The sequence below is a fragment of the Rhodococcus sp. DMU1 genome (genome assembly GCF_012272955.1).
Taxonomy (GTDB): Bacteria; Actinomycetota; Actinomycetes; order Mycobacteriales; family Mycobacteriaceae; genus Rhodococcus; species Rhodococcus aetherivorans.
Genome location: NZ_CP050952.1, coordinates 5869453 through 5887816, shown reverse-complemented (window position 1 = coordinate 5887816; position 18364 = coordinate 5869453). Strand labels below are relative to the sequence as shown.

Sequence of the window (18364 nt, the reverse complement as noted above, 5' to 3'; positions counted from 1 at the left end):
CCGCGCTGCGGTGGTCGGTGGCTGCATTTCCCGGCTGGTCCTGTCGCGGGCGGCGCGGAATGCCGGACGAAGGCCCGGCACGGACCGCTCCGGTTCGTGTCGGCAGCGCGTAGAAGCCCGGCCCACGCGGGAAGGATCGACGGTGCGGGTCGTACAGTGGGATCGGTCCGGCCGGCGCTCGGACGGTAAGGGTGTAACGGAAGCGGTGACACGGACGTGATGGGCCTCGGCGAGCTGGAATCGGCGGTCATGGACGTGTTGTGGCAGGCCGAGGAGCCGCTTCGGGTGCGGGACGTGATGGTGCGCCTGAATTCGCCGCGGGCGTTGGCGTACACGACGGTGATGACGGTCCTGGACAATCTGCACACCAAGAACATGGTCTCGCGCAGCCGGATCGGACGCGGCTACCGCTATCGGGCGGTACGCAGCCGGGAGGAGACGGCGGCCGAACTCATGCGCCAGGTGTTGCAGGCGAGTGGGAACCCCGAACAGGTGATGCTGCACTTCGCCAGCTCCGCCACCGAGGACGAATCCCGGATCCTGCGCCGGGCCGCCCGCCGAACCACAAACCGCGGACGTGGGGACGTGTCCTCGTGATCGTGGCCGTCGCGCTGTTCGCGGCAGCACTCGTGCTCGGGTTCGGGGCGCCGCGGTGGTTGCCCCGTCTGGCGGCTCCGGGGACGGATCCGCGTCTGGCGCTGGTGGCGTGGGTGTCCACCCAAGTGCTGTTCGTCTCGGCGCTGGTCGGCGGTCCGCTCGCGGTGGTCACCCGGCCGGGTCTGTGGTCGGAGCAGATACCTCTCCTGGCGGCGTCGTGCGTGCGCACCGCTCGGGACGAGGGGCTGCTGCCGTGGCTGCCCTATGCGGAGACGGCGCTGTGGACCCTTGCCGGTGCTCTGCTCGTGCGGATCGCCTTGGTGGTGGGCCGGTCGTATCGCCGGCATCGCCGCGACAGCGCCGCGCACCTGAACCTGGTCCGGATCCTCGGCGAGGCGCGGACGAGCGGCGAGGTCGGCGAGGTGGTGTGGCTGCGCGAAAAATCTTGTGCTGCATACAGTGTCGGGGGCAGGAACGGGATTGTCGTTGCCAGCGAGGGGCTGTCGGTGCTCGCCCCCCTCGAGCGCCGAGCGGTGCTTGCCCACGAGTACGCGCACATCCGGGGACGTCACCATGTGCTCGTGATGTTCGGCGGCGCCCTGGCGGCGGCGTTGCCGTTCGTGCCCCTGTGTCGGGAAGGGGCGGCGTGGGTGCGGGTATTCGTCGAACTCGCGGCCGATCGCCGAGCCGCCCATGTCTGCGGCCATGAGGCGGTCCGGGATGCGCTGATCCGGTGCAGCGCCCGTTCGAGCACACCCGATCCGTCGTCCCACCGCTTCGTCGACGACCGTCTCCGCTGGCTGAGTCGGGCTCCGCGTCCTGAGTGGTCCCGCCGGGTGCTCGCCTATCCGCTCGCCCTGACCGTCTCGGCGCTCCCCGCTCTCCTCACCGGCGTCTCGGTCATCGGAATCGTGGCCGCCTCCTGCCTCACCGTGTAGGTGCGGTCGGGGCCACCGACGGCGTACAGGAGTCGTTGCAGGGGCGGCGGCGCCAGCGGTAGAGCACCGCGGCGGTGAGCATCGCCAGCGAGAGAACGGCGAGAACCGGCTGCAGCGGGGCCCACCATCCCAGTGCACCGGACGCTCCGACGGTGACGAGCACCAGCTTGTTGCAGACCGGGCAGCCGACGGCGAAGACGGTCAACAGCACCCCCGCCGCGGGCGTCGCAGTCTGTGTCTCGCCCGGGCGATGCTGCTGGATGCCGAACCAGAGCGCGGTCAGCATCACCGTTGCCGCCAGGACCGGATACTCCCACCACCGCACCGGCACCTCGCGCCCGAACCACGGGTTGGCGAGGATGTCCGTGGGCACACCCACCGCCATCAGCGTCACCACGGCTGCCGTGGCGGAACGCAGCACTCGCCTCCTTCGGTCCGGTGCCGCCGTACGCGTGGTGGTGTCGAGGTCCGTGGCGGAAGTGAGCACGTCGTCATCCTTGTCCGAGGGTGCAGGGGTGTCCAACTACTAAGGAGCTTAGTAGCTCGAGCTACTATCGCTCTTAGTAGTTCCGGGCGGGCGACCCGACCCGGCAAGCACCGACCCGAAGGCTGCGAATGACCCCACCCGCCCGAACCCTCGAGCCTCGCCGCGACCTGTGGTTGCTCGGCGCACTCGGCCTCGTCGTCCTCGTGCTCCTTGCCGTCCTGATCGTCGACCGCACCGGCGACACCGAGAACACGGCGTCGGCACCCACTCCCGAGATGGGCCCGGTCGGTGATCTGTCCCGGCGCCTCGACGGTGACCCCCTCGCCCTCGGCGCGGTCGACGCCCCGGTGGTGATGATCGCGTACTCGGACTACCGCTGCCCGTTCTGCGCCAAGTTCAGCCGGGACACCGAGCCCGTTCTGGTCGACAAGTATGTCGACGAGGGCATCCTGCGCATCGAATGGCGTGATCTGCCGATCTTCGGGGAACAGTCGATGGCCGCCGCCCGCGCCGGGCGCGCAGCCGCCGAACAGGGCCGGTTCTGGGAATTCGGTACCGCGGTGTACGCGGCGTCGCCGGAACGAGGTCATCCCGACCTGAGCCCCGAGGCCCTGCGCGGCTTCGCCGAGGCCGCGGGAGTGCCCGACCTGGACCGGTTCGCACGAGACGCGACCGGCGCCTCCGCCGACCAGGCCATCTACGCCGACGTGCTGGAGGCGAACGCGATCGGGGTGTCGAGCACGCCGTCGTTCGTCGTCAACGGCACCCCGATCCTCGGGGCGCAGCCGGTGACGGTGTTCGAGCAGGTGATCGACGCGGCCGCCGGGTCGGCGCCGTGACCGAGATCGGGCTGCTCGGTGCGTTGCTCGGCGGCGTGCTCTCGCTGCTCAGCCCCTGTTCGGCGCTGCTGCTGCCGTCGTTCTTCGCCTACGCCTTCGACGGAGCCGGACGTCTGGCCGCCCGCACCGCGATCTTCTACGGGGGCCTCGCCGCGGTGCTCACCCCATTGGGGGCGGGTATGGGCTTGCTGGGCGCGGCGCTGACCCAGCATCGCGGGCTGATCACCCTGGCCAGCGGTGCGGTGCTGATCGGCCTCGGCATCACGACCGTCCTCGGCAAGGGTTTCGCCTCGACGTCGGCACAGCGGGCGGCGAACTCGATCACGGGTTCGGGGGCGGCGTCGGTCTTCGTGCTCGGCGCGGTGTACGGGTTCGCCGGATTCTGTTCCGGCCCTCTGCTCGGGAGTGTGCTGACCATCGCCGTCGCGGGCGGTCACCCGCTGCACGGCGCCTCGCTCATGGCCGTCTACGCCCTCGGAATGGTCCTGCCGCTGTTCGCGCTCGCCTCGGCCTGGAAGCGCTTCGACCTCGGCAAGCGCACCTGGCTGCGCGGACGGCCGATCAGCCTCGGACCGCTGCACACCCACACCACCTCCCTGGTGTCGGGACTGCTGTTCGTCGGCATCGGCCTCCTGTTCCTCACCACGGACGGCACAGCGAACCTCACGGGGGTGATGGGGGTCGACGAGCAGTTCGATCTACAGGTCACCCTCGGACGGTGGGCCGCGGCCCTGTCCGAGCCGGGTCTTCTGCTGATCGTCGTCCTTGCGCTCTTCGCGGTGGTCGCGGTCCGGGTGCTGCGAGCCCGGCAACGCCGATGAGATCCGGCCGAGCCGACGCTGCCGCAGATCACCGTGGCCCCGTGCCAGGACCAGGGGACCGGCGCCCTCGGTCAGGCTCCTAGCAGAGCTGCGCGGACCGTTCGCCGGCGTTGTCCGGCACCTCCGGGACGACGATCCGGCCCCCGCCGCCCATCGCGTCCATCGCCTCGCCGAGGAGCAGGCAGCCGGCGAACACGACACCGCCGACGGTGAGAACCGTGGCGTACATCTTGTCGATCACGATCTGCCTCCCGGCGGGTTCCGCGGTGTCGCGAGTGGTCGTGCTCCAGCGTGACGCGGGCTCGGCGCCCCGAACTGTCCGGATTCTGGACAGCGACCCGACCCGCGTCACGGCACCGTGCGCGCGCCGGGCGAGCCCTCGCCCCCCTCGGCCGCGGCGACCCCGAGCATCAGCCGCGTGATCTCTTCCCGGTCCGACGCGCCGGGCAGGCCCCAGCCGGGCTGGTAGCCGTACATTTCCGCGATCGTGATCGCGCGGCGGTTGCCGTCCGCCACCTCGACGTCGGTCGGGGTGATCAGAGCGGGATGCGCGACGCCGCACGCCTCGGCCAGCTTGAAGATGTCCCGGCGCAGCGCCCGGATGTAGTTGGCGGCGCGCACCGACTTCAGCTCCACGTCGAGCCCCCGCTCGAGCCACGGGTTCTGGGTGGCGACGCCCGTCGGACACCGGTCGGTGTGGCACTTCTGGGCCTGGATGCAGCCGATCGCGAGCATCGGCTCCCGCGCGATGTTGACCATGTCGCAGCCCAGGGCCATCGCCACCACCGCGTTGTCGGGCAGTCCGAGCTTGCCGGCGCCGATGAACGTCACGTCGTCGCTGAGGCCCGCCTCCGTGAACAGCTTGTAGACCCGGGCGAAGCCGCTGCGGAAGGGCAGCGAGACCGCGTCCGTGAACACGAGCGGCGCGGCGCCCGTGCCACCCTCGCCGCCGTCGATCGTCACGAAGTCGACGCCGCGGTCGGAGTTGCACATCGCGTCGACGAGGTTCTGCCAGAACGCCATGTCGCCGACCGCCGACTTGATGCCGACCGGCAACCCGGTCTCGTGGGCGATCAGCTCGATCCAGTCGAGCATGCTGTCGACGTCGTGGAACGTGGTGTGCCGCGACGGGCTGACACAGTCGCGACCCTCCGGGATGCCGCGGATCTCGGCGATCTCGGGGGTCACCTTGGCTCCGGGCAGCAGGCCGCCGAGGCCGGGCTTGGCACCCTGGCTCAGTTTGATCTCGATCGCCCGCACCGGCGCCGACTCGACGACGGCCTTCAGCCGGGCCAGGTCGAACCGGCCCTCCTCGTCGCGGCAGCCGAAGTACGCGGTGCCGATCTGGAAGATCAGGTCTGCCCCGTTGCGGTGGTAGCGCGACAGCCCGCCCTCGCCGGTGTTGTGCAGGCACCCGCTGGCGGCGGCACCGCGGTTGAGCGCCGAGACGGCGGCCCCGCTCAGCGAGCCGAAGCTCATCGCCGAGATGTTGACGATCGACTGCGGCCGGAACGCCTTCGCCCGCCCGCGCGCCCCGCCGAGGATCTTCGCCGACGGGATCTGCAGCTCCTCCCCGGCGTGCGGCGCCGCCGACGGCGGGGTCTCGGAGAACGTGCGGTGCTTGATGATCGTGTAACCGTCGGTGTATTCGACGTCGTTGTCGGTGCCGAAACCGAAGGTGTTGTTCACGAGTTTCGACGACGCGTACACCCAGCGACGCTGATCGCGGGTGAAGGGGCGCTCCTCGTCGTTGCCGGTGGTGATGTACTGCCGCAACTCGGGACCGACCGCTTCGAGCAGGTAGCGGCCGTGCCCGACGACGGGGAAGTTGCGCAGCAGCGCGTGGCGTCGCTGCAGCAGGTCGTACGAGGCGACCGCGGCCATCGCCGCGGCGGGGATTCCGAGGGCTTTCGACCACTTCATGGGGCCACCGTACGACGCTGCCGCGATGCCCGCCGACCTTCGTGAACGCGGTTTCGGGAGCGGGCCGCGCGGGTAGGCAGTGCACCGACACGCGTGCGCGGGGCACCCGGGCGCGCGGACACGGTGTGGACGACCGCGGACACGGTGTGGACGACGAGGGGCCGGCGATGCGCAGACACGATCGGGACTACGACGAGCGCGACCTCGAGGTCGACGACGCCGAGGATCACGCCGCGGGCCCGACCGCGGTGGCGGTGTCGCTGAAGCGGTCCCTCGAACGGATGGGACCGATCCGGACGGCGCAGACGCTGTTGCGGCTGAACCAGGCCGAGGGCTTCGACTGCATGAGCTGTGCGTGGCCCGATCCGGACCCGGGACATCGATCGGTCGCCGAGTTCTGCGAGAACGGTGCGAAGGCGGTGGCGGAGGAGGCGACCCGGCGCCGTGCCACTCCCGAGTTCTTCGCCGCACACAGCATCGCCGACCTGGATTCGCACAGCGAGCACTGGCTCGGCCGGCAGGGCCGCATCACGCATCCGATGATCAAGCGGCCCGGCGCCACCCACTACGAGCCGATCGACTGGGACGAGGCGTTCGCCCTGATCGGTGCGGAACTCGAGGCGCTCGACAGCCCCGACGAGGCGATCTTCTACACCTCCGGGCGTGCCTCGAACGAGGTGGCATTCGCCTACCAGCTGTTCGCCCGGGCCTTCGGCACGAACAACCTGCCCGACTGCTCCAACATGTGCCACGAGTCCACCAGCATCGCGCTGCAGGAGTCGATCGGCATCGGCAAGGCGAGCGTCACGCTCGACGACGTGTACCACGCGGAGCTCATCGTCCTGCAGGGCCAGAATCCGGGGACGAACCATCCGCGCATGCTGACCGCCCTCGAGAAGGCGAAACGCAACGGCGCCACGATCCTGTCGATCAACCCGCTGCGCGAGGCGGGCCTGGTCAACTTCCGCAATCCGCAGACCCCACGCGGGGTCGTCGGCCGCGGCACCGACCTGTCGGACCTGCACCTGCCGATCGCGCTGAACGGCGACCTCGCGCTGCTGCAGGCGTTCGGTTCGCTGCTCGTGGAATGGGACGCGCTCGACCACGAGTTCATCGAACGGCACACCCACGGTTTCGAGCAGTGGCGCCACCACGTCGCCGGCGTCGACTGGGACGTCGTCACCACCGCCACGGGGCTGTCGCGGGAGCAGATCACCGAGGCGGCGACGCTGCTGCGCGACTCGCGCGCGACGGTGTTTTGCTGGGCGATGGGCCTGACCCAGCACCGCAACGCGGTGGCCACCATCAAGGAGGTCACCAACCTGGCCCTCGCGCAGGGCAACATCGGCAAGCGGGGCGCGGGTCTGTTCCCCGTGCGCGGGCATTCGAACGTGCAGGGCGACCGCACCATGGGTATCTGGGAGCGGCCGCCGGCCCACTTCCTCGATGCGCTGCAACGGGAGTTCGGCTTCGATCCGCCGCGCGAGAACGGCTTCGACACCGTCGACTCCATCCGGGCCCTGCGCGACGGCCGGGCCCGCTTCTTCATGGGGCTCGGGGGCAACTTCGTGCAGGCCGCGCCGGACACCCACGTCACCGCGGCGGCGATGCGCAGGGCCCGGATGACGGTGCAGGTCTCCACCAAGATCAACCGGTCGCATCTCGTGTGCGGGGAGACGGCGCTGATCCTGCCGGCCAAGGGCCGCACCGAGCAGGACGTGCAGGCGTCGGGCCCGCAGTTCGTGACGGTCGAGGACTCCACGTGCTCGGTCCACGCGTCCCGCGGACCGTTGCCGCCGGCGAGCGCGCACCTGAAGTCCGAGGTCGAGATCGTCTCCCGGATCGCCGAGGCCACGCTGGGGGACCGGTACGGCCTCGACTGGAAGGCGATGCGCGACGACTACGGCGTCGTCCGCGGCCTGATCTCGCGGGTGGTGCCCGGGTGCGAGAGCTACGACGTGAACGTGCGGCGGCCGGGCGGCTTCGTGCTGCCGCATCCGCCGCGCGATTCGCGCTCCTTCCACACCGCCTCCGGGCGGGCCGAGTTCGCGGTCTCCCCGATCGACGTGCTGCAGGTGCCCGCGGGGCACGTGATCCTGCAGACCCTGCGGAGCCACGACCAGTTCAACACCACCGTCTACGGGCTGAGCGACCGGTACCGCGGCATCGAGGGCGGGCGGCGGGTGATCTTCCTGCACCGCGACGACATCGCCGCCCTCGGCTTCGACGACGGCGACCTGGTCGACCTGTTCACCCGGTGGGACGGCGACGAGCGGGTCCGGTGCGCGCGGTCGTTCCGGATCGTCGAGTACGACACGCCGCGCGGCTCGGCGGCCGCCTACTATCCCGAGACCAACGAGCTGGTACCGCTGGATTCGACTGCACGCCAGAGCAATTGCCCTACCTCGAAATCCGTCGTGGTGTCCCTGGCGCGCGCGGGCGAGCGCAGCGGCGAGTGCCCGGAGGACTCGCACCAGGGCCGCCTCGGGTCGGACTGGTCGCACAAGACCTGCCCGGACCCCGAGTACCTGTCCTGAGACCCGCTCAGCCGGCCCCGGTGTGCCGGGCCGCGGTACGCGAGTGACCGGCGCGGAACGCCGCCGGTGACGCCCCGTAGCGACGGGTGAACGCCTGCCGCAGCGTCTCGGCCGTGCCGAAGCCGCAGCGCGCCGCGACCGCCGTGACCGGTAGCGACGTGGTGGTGAGCAGGACGGCGGCGGACTCGAGCCGAACCCGGCGGACGTAGCGGGCGGGTGTGTCGTGCAGGTGGTGCAGGAACATCCGGGTGAGGTGCCGTTCGCTCATCCCGGCGCGCGCGGCGAGCGCGGCGGCCGACAGATCGCCGTCGAGGTGGGTGGTGATGTGGTCGACGAGGCGCCGCATCCCGCGGTCCTTCGGTTCGGGGGCCGTGGTGAACATGCTCATCTGCGCCTGGTTGCCCGGCCGCTGCAGGTAGGTGACGAGGGCCCGGGAGACCCGGCGGGCCATGTCGGGGCCGTGGTCCTCCTCGACGAACGCGAGGGCGAGGTCCAGGGCGCTGGTGACGCCGGCGGCGGTGGCGACGTGCCCGTCGCGCACGAAGATCGGCAACGGATCCACCTGCACCTGCGGATACCGCGCGGCGAGCCGATCGGCGAACGCCCAGTGGGTGGTGGCGCGACGGCCGTCGAGCAGACCGGCGGCCGCGAGGACGGAGGCGCCCGTGCACACGGACGCCACCCGGCGGCTGTCCCGCGCCAGGCGGCGCACGTGGCCGACGAACCGGGCGTCGTCGGCCATGTCGATGTGCCCGAAGCCACCGGAGACCACGAGGGTGTCGAGCGTTCCGACGAGCCGCTCGAGCCGTCGCTGTCCGGCCAGCACGAGCCCGGTGTCGCAGGTGATCGCGGCCCCGCCGGGGGTGGCCAGCTCGACCCGGTACGCCGGGACCGCGCCGAACCGGTTCGCCGCCGCGAACGTGGTCGTCACGCAGGCGATGTCGAGCAGCTCCGCCCGGTCGTAGCCGACGACCACCACGAGTCGTTCGTCCACACCGTCGACCGTAACCGGGGCCGGGCCCGGACGCGACGTGTCCGGCGGACAGGGATCCCAAATTTCCGGACCTGTCCGGCGCCCGGGTCTCGCCCGGCCGGCCCCGGCCGCCGATCGTGGAGGCATCCCCCACCACTGCCCCCGGGAGACCTCATGGACACCACGACGGCCGTGAGCACGGCCCGCCCCGCATCGCGCCGCTCGGCCGGGCCGGCCTTCCTGGCGCAGCGCTGGCCGACGGTGGCGGCTCTTGCGTTCGCTCTGATCGGCACGCCCGCCGAGGCGAGCGTCGAGATCCTCACCGAGATGATGATGCTGCTGCCGTTCCTGTATCTCGTCACGGCCGTGCTCGACCGCCCGCGTGCGGTGTGGGTGGTGTTCCCGGCCTCCTACACGGCGTGGTTCGTGGTGCGGGCGCTGGACGTCGTGCCGTCGACGGTGCTGATCGGCGCCGCGGCGGCGGTCGTGGTCGTCGTGGGCGCGGTGCGCGGCCGGCTGCGTGACCGCCGTTTCCTCGTCCAGGCGGCCGGCATGGTCGCCTTCGGGGCGCTCGGCCTGGTCGCGCTCGCCGTCGATCCGGACGTAGCCCGGTACATCGTCGCGGCCGGATGGTTCCTGCACGGCGTGTGGGATCTCGTCCACCATCGGCTCCGGGTCACCGTGGACCGTTCCTTCGCCGAGTTCTGCGCCGTCCTCGACATCGCGGTCGCCGTCGCGCTCGTCCTCGTGTGAGACATCGGCATCGCGCTCACCGGGCGCGCAGCCGCAACCGGGTGTAGGTGAACGTGGCGTAGACGATGCCGAGGAGGAGCAGCATCCCGGTGGAGAGCAGCCACCACGACGGGGCGTGCTGCCACAGCACGTCGGCCTCGGCGGTCGGGTCCTTGGCACGCAGATCGACGGTCGAGGCGGTCGCGGCATAGCCCCAGCGCGACGGCGACAGCCACGACAGCTGGGCGAGCACGGCGCGCCCGGTGATGGGAATCAGGCCGCCGCTGAGCACGAGTTGCACCATGACCGTCACGACGAGCAGCGGCATCACCTGTTCGCCGGACCGGGCGACGGCCGACAGGGCCAGGCCGACCACCACGCAGGCGCACGTGGTCAGCGCGATGTCGACGACGAGTTCGACGCTGCCGGAGGGGATCACGCTGCCGGGCCCGGGAGTGCCCTTGCCGACGAGGACGACGAGGACCAGCACGAGCGACTGCACGATCGCGGCGGCGCAGAACACCACGATCTTCGCGATCAGGTACGCCGAGGGTGCGAGCCCGGCGGCACGTTCGCGGTGGTAGATCATCCGTTCACCGACGAGGTCCCGGACGGTGAGCGACGAGCCCATGAAGCAGGCGCCGAGGATCAGCAGGATGAGGATGAACGCCAGCTCGCCGGGCTCCGCCCCCGGGCTCGGTGGGCCGAATCCGTCGCTGCCGGGCACCAGGATCGACAGCCCGCCGAGGATGAACGGCAGCAGTGACAGGAAGACGAGGTAGCCGCGGTCGGCACGGATCAGCCGCATCTGCCGCCGGGCGACGGTGCTCAGCTGTCGGCGGCGGGAGGTATGGGCGGGGCGGCCCAGCGGCCCGGGGGCGGCGGCGGGGGGATGGTCGACGGCCGCGCTGCGGGCGAGGTGCTCGGCGTGCACCGCGTCGGGTTCGGCCGCGACGCGGGCGAAGATCTCCGCCCAGTCGGTGCTGCCGAGGGCGGCGCCGACCTCGCCGGGCGGGCCGACGTAGGCGGTCTTGCCGCCGGGGGCGAGCAGCAGCACCTGGTCGCACAGTTCGAGGTAGGACAGCGAGTGCGTGATGACGAGGACGACCCGGCCGGAGTCGGCGAGGCGGCGCAGCGTGGTCATGATCTGCCGGTCGAGCGCCGGGTCGAGGCCGGAGGTGGGTTCGTCGAGGATCAGCAGCGACGGCCCGGTGAGCAGTTCGAGGGCGACCGACGCGCGCTTGCGCTGGCCCCCGGAGAGGCGGTCGACGCGGGTGCCGGCGTGCTCGGTGAGCTGTAGCTCGGCGAGCACCCGGGCGATCACCTCGTCGCGGTCGGCGCGGGTGGTGTCCGGCGGCAGCCGCAGTTCGGCGGCGTAGCCGAGGGCCTCGCGGACGGTGAGTTGCCGGTGGAGCACGTCGTCCTGGGGGACGAGACCGATCCGGGAGCGCAGGGCCTGGTATTCGGCGTGCACGCTGTGGCCGTCGAACTCCACGACCCCGTCGGTGGGGTTGCCGGTGCCGGACACGATCTTGGCCACGGTGGATTTGCCGGCGCCGGAGGGGCCGATGACGGCGGTGAGCGTGCCGGGCGGCGCGGCCAGGGTGACGTCGTGGAGCAGTCGACGATTCCCGTCGATGGTCAGCCCGACGGCGCGGACCCGCAGGCCACCGGTCGCGGGAGCCGCCACCTTCTCCCGGGGGACGAGGGTGCCGTCCCGGACGACGAGGTCGGTGTTGCCGATCGTCACGACGTCGCCCTCGGTGAGGGCGGCGCGGGTGATCCGGGTGCCGGCGACGAAGGTGCCGTTGACGCTGCCGAGGTCCTCGATCTCGAGACCGGACGGTCCGGTGCGCAGGGCCGCGTGCTGCCGGGAGGCCAGGACGTCGGGGACGACGACGGCGTTGTCGGCGGCGCGGCCGATCGACACGTCGCCGGGCCGGGGCGCGGGGCGGGGCCGGCGCAGCGGTCCGCGGGTGTCGCCGGCGCGGACCGCGGTCAGCTGGTCGAGCAGGCCCCATCTGCGTTCGCGGGTCGCCTCGGGTTCGGCGACGGAGATCCGGAGGTCGGGTCCCTCGGCCCGGTCGCCGAGCCTGGCGACGACGGTCCCGGTGACCCGGACCCGCTCCACCCGGCGGCCGTCGACGAAAAGCCCGTTCTTGCTGCCGGAGTCGACGAGATACCACCCCTCGTCCCAGTGCAGGAACGCGTGTTCGCGGGAGACCACCGGGTGGTCGAGGGTGACGTCCATCGATCGGTCGCGGCCGATGCGCACCGTCGCGCCGGGGCCGTAGCCGGCGCGCCCGTCGTCCCATTCGAGCAGGACCTGCGCGTGCCGGGTCTCCAGGTCGTCCATCGTCTCGGCCTTCCGTCAGACGTGTCCGCTCGCACCGACGTGCGGTCCTCGACCGCCCACCGACGATTTCCGACCGCTCGTCGCATCGTGCGCCGGGAGCCGGTCGATCTCCGATTCTCCCACTCCGGGAATGCCCAGGCCAGGCCGTCGACGCGGACGGCGCGAGTGTGGTGTGCCCGATTTGACAGGCGCTTGTGTGGCCCAGGACACTACTAACAGACCGCTTACCGACCGAGCGATCGGTCGTGGCGGTGGGAAGGTTCCGCAGTCGAGTGGAAGGAACTGCGTCGTGACGTCCGAGAAGCGCCCCTGGACCGCGCTCTACCCGAACGGGCTCGATCCCGAGCCGGCGGTGCCGTTCGTCTCCCTGGTGGACGCGTGGCGCGCCCGCGTGGATGCCAACCCGGACGGCAAGGCCATCGCCTACTTCGACGGTGTGCTGACCGCCCGCGAGACCGACGAGCTCTCCGACGCCCTCGCCGTCGCCCTCGCCGCCCGTGGCGTGCAGCGCGGCGACCGGGTGGGCATTTACCTGCAGAACATCCCCCAGTACGCGCTGACCCTGCTCGCGTTGTGGAAGCTCGGGGCCGCGGCGCTCGTGCTCAACCCCATGTACCGGCGGGCCGAACTGCGCCGCCTCGTCGACGACGCCGAGATCGTCGGCATCGTGTGCGCCGACACCGCCGTCGCGGAGACCGCGGACACCGTCCGCGACAGCTCCGTGCGGTGGATCCTCAGCACCAGTGACCTGGACTTCCAGACCCGCGACGACGCCCGGGTCTTCCCGTCGACGGACCGCGCCGTGGCCGCGCCCGACGGTGACCTCGTCGAGCTGATCGAACAACACCGGGGCCGGCGGCCGCCCCACGTCGAGATCACCGGCGACGACGTCGCGTTGCTCGCCTACACCTCCGGCACCACCGGTCCGCCGAAGGGTGCGATGAACACCCACGCCAACGTGCTGGCCGTGGCCACCACCTTCGGTTCCTTCGTCGGCCTGGCCGCCGGCGACGCGGTGTTCGCCGTCGCCCCGCTGTTCCACATCACCGGCGCCGTCATCAACGCCACGCTGGCGCTGGTGCACGACACCGCCCTGGTCTTCGCGAACCGCTTCAACGCCGAGGTCGCGCTCGAGGCCCTCGTCGAGCACGGGGTCACGTTCACGATCGGCTCGATCACGGTGTTCAACGCCCTGTACGAAACCCCCGGCGCCGAGGCCCGCCACTTCGCCTCGATCAAGACCCTCTACTCCGGCGGCGCGCCGATCCCGCCCGCGACCGTGGAGAAGTTCGAAGCGAAGTTCGGCAAGTACATCCACAACGCCTACGGCATGACCGAGACCTCCTCCGGCGTGATCGCGGTACCGCCCGGGCGGCGGGCACCCGTCGACCCCGCCAGCGGCACCCTCGCGATCGGTGTCCCGCTGCCCCTGCTCGACGCGCGTGTCGTCGACGCGGACGGCGCCGACGTCGAACCCGGCAAGCAGGGTGAACTGGAACTGTCCGGCCCGCAGGTGATCTCCGGGTACTGGCGCAACCCCGAGGCGTCCGCCGCCACCCTGCCGGACGGGCGGCTGCGCACCGGCGACGGTGCGATCATCGACCGGCACGGCTGGGTCTACCTGGTGGACCGCCTGAAGGACCAGATCAACGTCTCCGGATACAAGGTGTGGCCCCGCGAGGTCGAGGACGCCCTGTACGAGCATCCCGCCGTCCACGAGGCCGCCGTCGTCGGCCAGCCCGACGACTACCAGGGCGAATCCGTGGTGGCGTACGTGTCGCTCGAACGCGACGCCCACGCCACCGAGCGCGAGCTCGTGGACTTCGTCCGCGACCGCCTCGCCGCCTACAAGCGGCCCCGCCGGGTCCACATCGTCGAGAACCTCCCCAAGACCCAGACCGGCAAGATCCGGCGCAGCGACCTGCGCGACCGCACGATCCCCACCCCGACCGCCTGACGGTCCGTCCCCTCCGGCGTGACCGAATGTCACACGGGTTCGGTCACATCGAACCCATGTGACATTCGGCCACCGCTCCCGCGAACGAAAAGAGATACGACGTGAACACCGACGTCCGGAACACCCGGGGTGCGGTCGACACCGCGCCCACCCTGGCATCGAAGAAGAAATCGCTGTTCGCCAGCGCGGTCGGCAACGTGCTCGAGTGGTACGAGTGGAGCGCCTACGCGGTCTTCGCACCGTTCATCGCCGCGGTGATGTTCAACAACTCCGATCCGATCTCCGCGCTGCTGTCCACGCTCGCGGTCTTCGCCGTCGGCTTCCTCATGCGCCCCCTCGGCGGCATCGTGTTCGGCCGCATCGCCGACCGGCGGGGCCGCAAGTTCGTCCTCGTCACCACGATGCTCATGATGGCGACGGGCAGCCTCGTCATCGGCATCATGCCCACCTACGAGTCCATCGGGGCGTGGGCGTCGCTGATCCTGCTCGCCGCGCGGATCATGCAGGGCTTCGCCCACGGCGGCGAATCGGCCACCGCCTACTCGTACGTCGGTGAGATCGCCCCGCCGCACCGGCGCGGGATGTGGGGCAGCGTCGCCTTCATCGCGATCTTCGGTGGCTCGGTCCTCGCCTACAGCATCGGTGGCGCCGTCACCTCGTCGCTCTCCGAAACCGCCGTCGCCGAATGGGGCTGGCGCATCCCGTTCCTCATCGGCGCCTGCCTGGCCCTGGTCGCCCTGTACCTGCGTCGCAGCATGGACGAGAGCGACGTGTTCGACGCCCACCAGGAGCAGGACGAGCAGCCGCGCATCCCGCGGAAGACCGTCGTCCGCGCGATCCTGCTGATGATCGGCATGACCTCCGGCATCACCGCCGCCCACTACACCTGGACGTCGTACGTCGCCACCTACGCCATCACCCAGCAGGGGATGGACCCCGACGTCGCCTACTGGATGTCGGTGATCGCCCAGTCGATCGCGCTCGTCTCCCTGCCCTTCTGGGGCATGCTGTCCGACCGGATCGGCCGCCGCCCGATGCTGTTCGCGTTCGCCGCACTGATGCTCGTGCTGCAGCTGCCGCTGACGATGATGATCTCCTCGGCCGGATGGACCCTGCTCGTCGCGACGACCGTCGCGCTGCTCGTCGTGTCCGTCCCCGCGTCGGTGCTGTCGGCGACGCTGTCGGAGAGCTTCCCCACCCGGCTGCGGACCCAGGCGATCGGCTTCGCGTACTCGTTCTCCGTCGCGGTGTTCGGCGGAACCGCCCCGTACCTGAATCAGCTCCTGATCGGCCGCGGCATCGGATGGGCGTTCAGCGTGTACATCATGGTGCTGTGCGTGCTGACCGGCATCGCCTGCGTCTTCATGAAGGAGACCAAGGGCATCCGCCTCGAACACGCCTGACGGACGATCGGCTGCGCCCCGCCGGCACGGAACCGGCGGGGCGCAGCCGTGTCCCGTGACGTCCCGCGGCCCGGACCGGATGCCGTTACGCTGGGGCTGCCGCAGCGGCGGGACCGGTCCCGGCGTGCTGTACCCGCTCCTCGTCGCGGTGACACGTCGATCCCGTGGGCGAGGAGGCGGTGTGCAGGCAGATTCCGGTGCGCGGCTGCTCGACAGCGACGGGCTCACCGGCCGGGAGGCCGCCGCGCGGCTCCGCCGGGACGGGCCGAACCAGCTTCCGGCTGCGCGACGGGTGCCGTGGTGGCGCAGGCTGATCGCGCAGCTCACGCACTTCTTCGCGCTGCTGTTGTGGTTCGCTTCGGCCCTCGCGTTCGTCGCGGGTATGCCGGAGCTGGGCATCGCCGTGATCGTGGTGATCGTCGTCAACGGCATCTTTGCCTTCGTGCAGCAGGAGCGCGCCGAGAAGGCCGCCGAACGCCTGGGGGAGCTGCTGCCCACCACCATCGTCGTGCGGCGCGACGGGGCGCTGCGCACCGTCGACGCCCGCGACCTGGTGGTCGGCGACGTCGTCGTGCTCACCGGCGGCGACCGGGTCCCGGCCGATCTGACCCTCGCGGTCGCGGGCCGCTGCACCTTCGACGAATCCACCCTCACCGGGGAGAGCGAACCGGTGCTCCGCACGGCCGGCGCGGCCGTGTTCGCCGGAACATTCGTCGCCGAGGGCGAATCCGAAGGGATCGTCACGGCTACGGGTGCGAACACCCGCCTCGCCGGTATCGCGGCCCTGACCACTTCGGTGCGACGTCCACCCGGCCCGCTCGATCTGGAGATCCAGCGCATCGTCCGGACGCTCGCCTTCGGTTCCGTCGGCGTCGGCGCGGTGTTCTTCGCCGTGTCTCTCCTGGTGGGGATCTCTTGGCAGGACGCCTTCCTCTTCGCGGTGGGCATCACCGTCGCCCTCGTGCCCGAGGGACTGCTGCCCACCGTGACGCTGTCGCTGGCGATGGGGGCGCAGCGCATGGCCCGCGACAACGCGCTGGTGCGCAACCTCGAGGCCGTCGAGACCCTCGGTTCGACGACGTTCATCTGCACCGACAAGACGGGCACGCTCACCCAGAACCAGATGAACGTCGTCGAGGCGTGGACCCCGGCCGGGACCGTGGCGGTGCGCGGGGAGGGGTATGCGCCCACCGGTGAGGTGACCGGCCCGGAGCCGGCGGTGGCGGCGGCCGCGACCGCCGGTCTCGCCGGTGCGGCCGCCTCGAAGGGTGGGATCACCCTCGACGACGACGAGTGGCGGGCGGTCGGCGACCCGATGGAGGCGGCGATCGCCGCGTTCGCGGCCCGTCTCGCCGGCCCCGGCGCACAGCCGGGGCCGGTCACCCGCCGGTTCGTGTTCGACCCCCGGCGCCGCCGCGAATCGGTGATCGTGGGCGGGCAGCTGCTCCTCAAGGGCGCCCCGGACGCGGTGCTTCCGCGCTGCGCCGACCCGGGCGAGCTCGTCGACCGGGCGGAGGAGGCGCTCGCGGACATGGCGTCGCGGGGCCTGCGGGTGCTCGCCGTCGCCCGCCGGACCCTGACCGATCCCGGCGCGGAGACCGACCCGGACCTCGCCGAACGCGACCTCGAACTCCTCGGCCTGCTCGGCATGGAGGATCCGCCGCGGACCGCCGTCCCGGCCGCGTTGCGGGCCGCCCGCGGCGCCGGCATCAAGGTCGCGATGCTCACCGGCGACCATCCCGAGACCGCGCGCGCCATCGCCCGCGAGATCGGGCTGCTCGGGCCCGCGGGCCGGGTGGTGCAGGGCAAGGACCTGCCCGAGGACGATCAGCTGCTCGGTGCCCTGCTCGACCGGGACGGCATCGTGATCAGCCGCGTCTCGCCCGAGCAGAAGCTGCGTGTGGCCAAGGCCCTGCAGGACCGCGGCCACGTGGTGGCGATGACCGGTGACGGCGTCAACGACGGACCGGCCCTGCGGCAGGCCGACATCGGGGTGGCGATGGGTGAGGGCGGCACGGACGTCGCGCGCGAGGCCGCCGATCTGGTGCTGCTCGACGACGACTTCGCGACCATCCTCACCGCGGTGGAACAGGGCCGTGCCACCTACGCCAACATCCGCCGCTTCCTCAGCTATCACCTGACCTCCAACGTGGCCGAACTGACGCCCTTCGCGCTGTGGGGCCTGTCGGGCGGGCAGTTCCCGCTCGCCCTGGGGGTGCTGCAGATCCTGTGCATCGACATCGGCACCGATCTGCTGCCGGCGCTCGCCCTCGGTGGCGAGCCTCCGAGCCGGGACACGCTGAAACGCCCGCCGGAACGCCGCCACCTCGTCGACGGAACCCTGTTGGTCCGGGTGTTCGGTGTGCTCGGGCCGACCGAGGCGATCGTCGAGATGAGCGCGTTCCTCGTGGCGCTGCTCGTCGCGGGCTGGCGCCCCGGGGGCGAATTTCCCACCGGGACGGCACTTCTCGCTGCCTCCGGTGCCGCGTTCACCGCCGTCGTCCTCGGTCAGGTGGGCACCGCGTTCGCCTGTCGCAGCGCGACCCGGCCGCCGTGGCAGCTCGGGTGGGGCTCGAACCGGCTGCTGCTGTGGGCCGTGCTCGCCGAACTCGTCGCCCTCGTCGTCTTCCTCGGCGTCGGCCCGGTCGCCGACGTTCTCGGGCACGCGGTTCCGCCGCTCGAGGCGCTGGGGGTCGCGCTTCTGGGCATCCCCGCGGTCCTCGTGGTCGACTCCGTGTACAAGCGGGTGCGCCGTCGCCGGCAGTGAGCCGCCGGGGCGTTCGGGGTGCGGGCATCCCGCC

At 71.4% G+C, this 18364-nt stretch carries 14 protein-coding genes; 9 read left to right on the top strand and 5 right to left on the bottom strand.

All coding sequences use genetic code 11. The annotated features are described in order from the left end of the window. Window positions 1–219: 219 nt before the first annotated feature. Together HFP48_RS26990 and HFP48_RS26985 are read left to right on the top strand one after the other, a co-directional pair. A complete protein-coding gene (locus HFP48_RS26990; protein ID WP_210432844.1) occupies window positions 220–597 on the top strand; it encodes a BlaI/MecI/CopY family transcriptional regulator in 378 nt (125 codons plus the stop codon). Next, the gene (locus tag HFP48_RS26985; RefSeq protein ID WP_168580403.1) at window positions 594–1535 is read left to right on the top strand and encodes a M56 family metallopeptidase; all 942 of its coding nucleotides are present in this window, start codon (window positions 594–596) and stop codon (window positions 1533–1535) included. The genes HFP48_RS26990 and HFP48_RS26985 overlap by 4 nt, the downstream gene beginning before the upstream one ends. Here HFP48_RS26985 and HFP48_RS26980 read toward each other — a convergent pair. Further along, entirely contained in the window at window positions 1525–2022 is a 498-nt protein-coding gene (locus HFP48_RS26980) for a hypothetical protein (RefSeq protein WP_168580402.1), read from the bottom strand. The genes HFP48_RS26985 and HFP48_RS26980 overlap by 11 nt on opposite strands. Window positions 2023–2150: 128 nt before the next feature. Between HFP48_RS26980 and HFP48_RS26975 the strand changes: the two genes are divergently transcribed. Together HFP48_RS26975 and HFP48_RS26970 are read left to right on the top strand one after the other, a co-directional pair. Beyond that, complete coding sequence (locus HFP48_RS26975; protein WP_168580401.1) at window positions 2151–2861, top strand: thioredoxin domain-containing protein; 711 nt, start codon at window positions 2151–2153, stop codon at window positions 2859–2861. Continuing rightward, complete coding sequence (locus HFP48_RS26970; protein ID WP_168580400.1) at window positions 2858–3682, top strand: cytochrome c biogenesis CcdA family protein; 825 nt, start codon at window positions 2858–2860, stop codon at window positions 3680–3682. The genes HFP48_RS26975 and HFP48_RS26970 overlap by 4 nt, the downstream gene beginning before the upstream one ends. 79 nt (window positions 3683–3761) lie before the next feature. Here the strand turns inward: HFP48_RS26970 and HFP48_RS26965 are convergent, their stop codons facing one another. Together HFP48_RS26965 and HFP48_RS26960 are read right to left on the bottom strand one after the other, a co-directional pair. Next, the gene (locus tag HFP48_RS26965) at window positions 3762–3923 is read right to left on the bottom strand and encodes a hypothetical protein (RefSeq protein ID WP_168580399.1); all 162 of its coding nucleotides are present in this window, start codon (window positions 3921–3923) and stop codon (window positions 3762–3764) included. Between the two features lie 107 nt (window positions 3924–4030). Next, a complete protein-coding gene (locus HFP48_RS26960) occupies window positions 4031–5605 on the bottom strand; it encodes an FMN-binding glutamate synthase family protein (protein WP_168580398.1) in 1575 nt (524 codons plus the stop codon). 167 nt (window positions 5606–5772) lie between these two features. Here HFP48_RS26960 and HFP48_RS26955 point away from each other — a divergent pair, with 167 nt between their 5' ends. After that, window positions 5773–8142 (top strand): FdhF/YdeP family oxidoreductase, encoded by a 2370-nt coding sequence (locus tag HFP48_RS26955; RefSeq protein WP_043796923.1) that lies wholly within the window; start codon window positions 5773–5775, stop codon window positions 8140–8142. 7 nt (window positions 8143–8149) lie between these two features. Here HFP48_RS26955 and HFP48_RS26950 read toward each other — a convergent pair whose 3' ends face one another. Beyond that, window positions 8150–9199: a helix-turn-helix domain-containing protein gene (locus tag HFP48_RS26950; protein WP_037202103.1), complete on the bottom strand. Its 1050-nt coding sequence runs from the start codon at window positions 9197–9199 to the stop codon at window positions 8150–8152. Between the two features lie 90 nt (window positions 9200–9289). Here HFP48_RS26950 and HFP48_RS26945 point away from each other — a divergent pair, with 90 nt between their 5' ends. Continuing rightward, on the top strand, window positions 9290–9868 hold the full coding sequence (locus HFP48_RS26945) for a hypothetical protein (protein WP_050036131.1): 579 nt from the start codon (window positions 9290–9292) through the stop codon (window positions 9866–9868). A gap of 16 nt (window positions 9869–9884) precedes the next feature. On the opposite strand, the gene HFP48_RS26940 is transcribed toward HFP48_RS26945, so the two are convergent. Beyond that, the gene (locus HFP48_RS26940) at window positions 9885–12203 is read right to left on the bottom strand and encodes an FHA domain-containing protein (protein ID WP_168580397.1); all 2319 of its coding nucleotides are present in this window, start codon (window positions 12201–12203) and stop codon (window positions 9885–9887) included. A gap of 289 nt (window positions 12204–12492) precedes the next feature. Between HFP48_RS26940 and HFP48_RS26935 the strand changes: the two genes are divergently transcribed. The 3 genes from HFP48_RS26935 (at window position 12493) to HFP48_RS26925 (ending at window position 18330) form a co-directional block, all read left to right on the top strand. Next, entirely contained in the window at window positions 12493–14160 is a 1668-nt protein-coding gene (locus HFP48_RS26935; RefSeq protein WP_043796835.1) for an AMP-binding protein, read from the top strand. 101 nt (window positions 14161–14261) lie between these two features. Next, a complete protein-coding gene (locus HFP48_RS26930) occupies window positions 14262–15563 on the top strand; it encodes an MFS transporter (RefSeq protein ID WP_029546660.1) in 1302 nt (433 codons plus the stop codon). Between the two features lie 181 nt (window positions 15564–15744). Further along, window positions 15745–18330, top strand: a complete 2586-nt coding sequence (locus HFP48_RS26925; protein ID WP_168580396.1) for a cation-transporting P-type ATPase — start codon at window positions 15745–15747, stop codon at window positions 18328–18330. The last annotated feature ends 34 nt before the right edge of the window (window positions 18331–18364 follow it).

What these genes read in the sequence shown, in the direction of transcription:
- HFP48_RS26990 (WP_210432844.1), top strand. Translation starts at nt 220, where the DNA reads ATGGGCCTCGGCGAGCTGGAATCGGCGGTCATGGACGTGTTGTGGCAG.
- HFP48_RS26975 (WP_168580401.1), top strand. Translation starts at nt 2,151, where the DNA reads ATGACCCCACCCGCCCGAACCCTCGAGCCTCGCCGCGACCTGTGGTTG.
- HFP48_RS26960 (WP_168580398.1), bottom strand. Translation starts at nt 5,605, where the DNA reads ATGAAGTGGTCGAAAGCCCTCGGAATCCCCGCCGCGGCGATGGCCGCG.
- HFP48_RS26955 (WP_043796923.1), top strand. Translation starts at nt 5,773, where the DNA reads ATGCGCAGACACGATCGGGACTACGACGAGCGCGACCTCGAGGTCGAC.
- HFP48_RS26945 (WP_050036131.1), top strand. Translation starts at nt 9,290, where the DNA reads ATGGACACCACGACGGCCGTGAGCACGGCCCGCCCCGCATCGCGCCGC.
- HFP48_RS26940 (WP_168580397.1), bottom strand. Translation starts at nt 12,203, where the DNA reads ATGGACGACCTGGAGACCCGGCACGCGCAGGTCCTGCTCGAATGGGAC.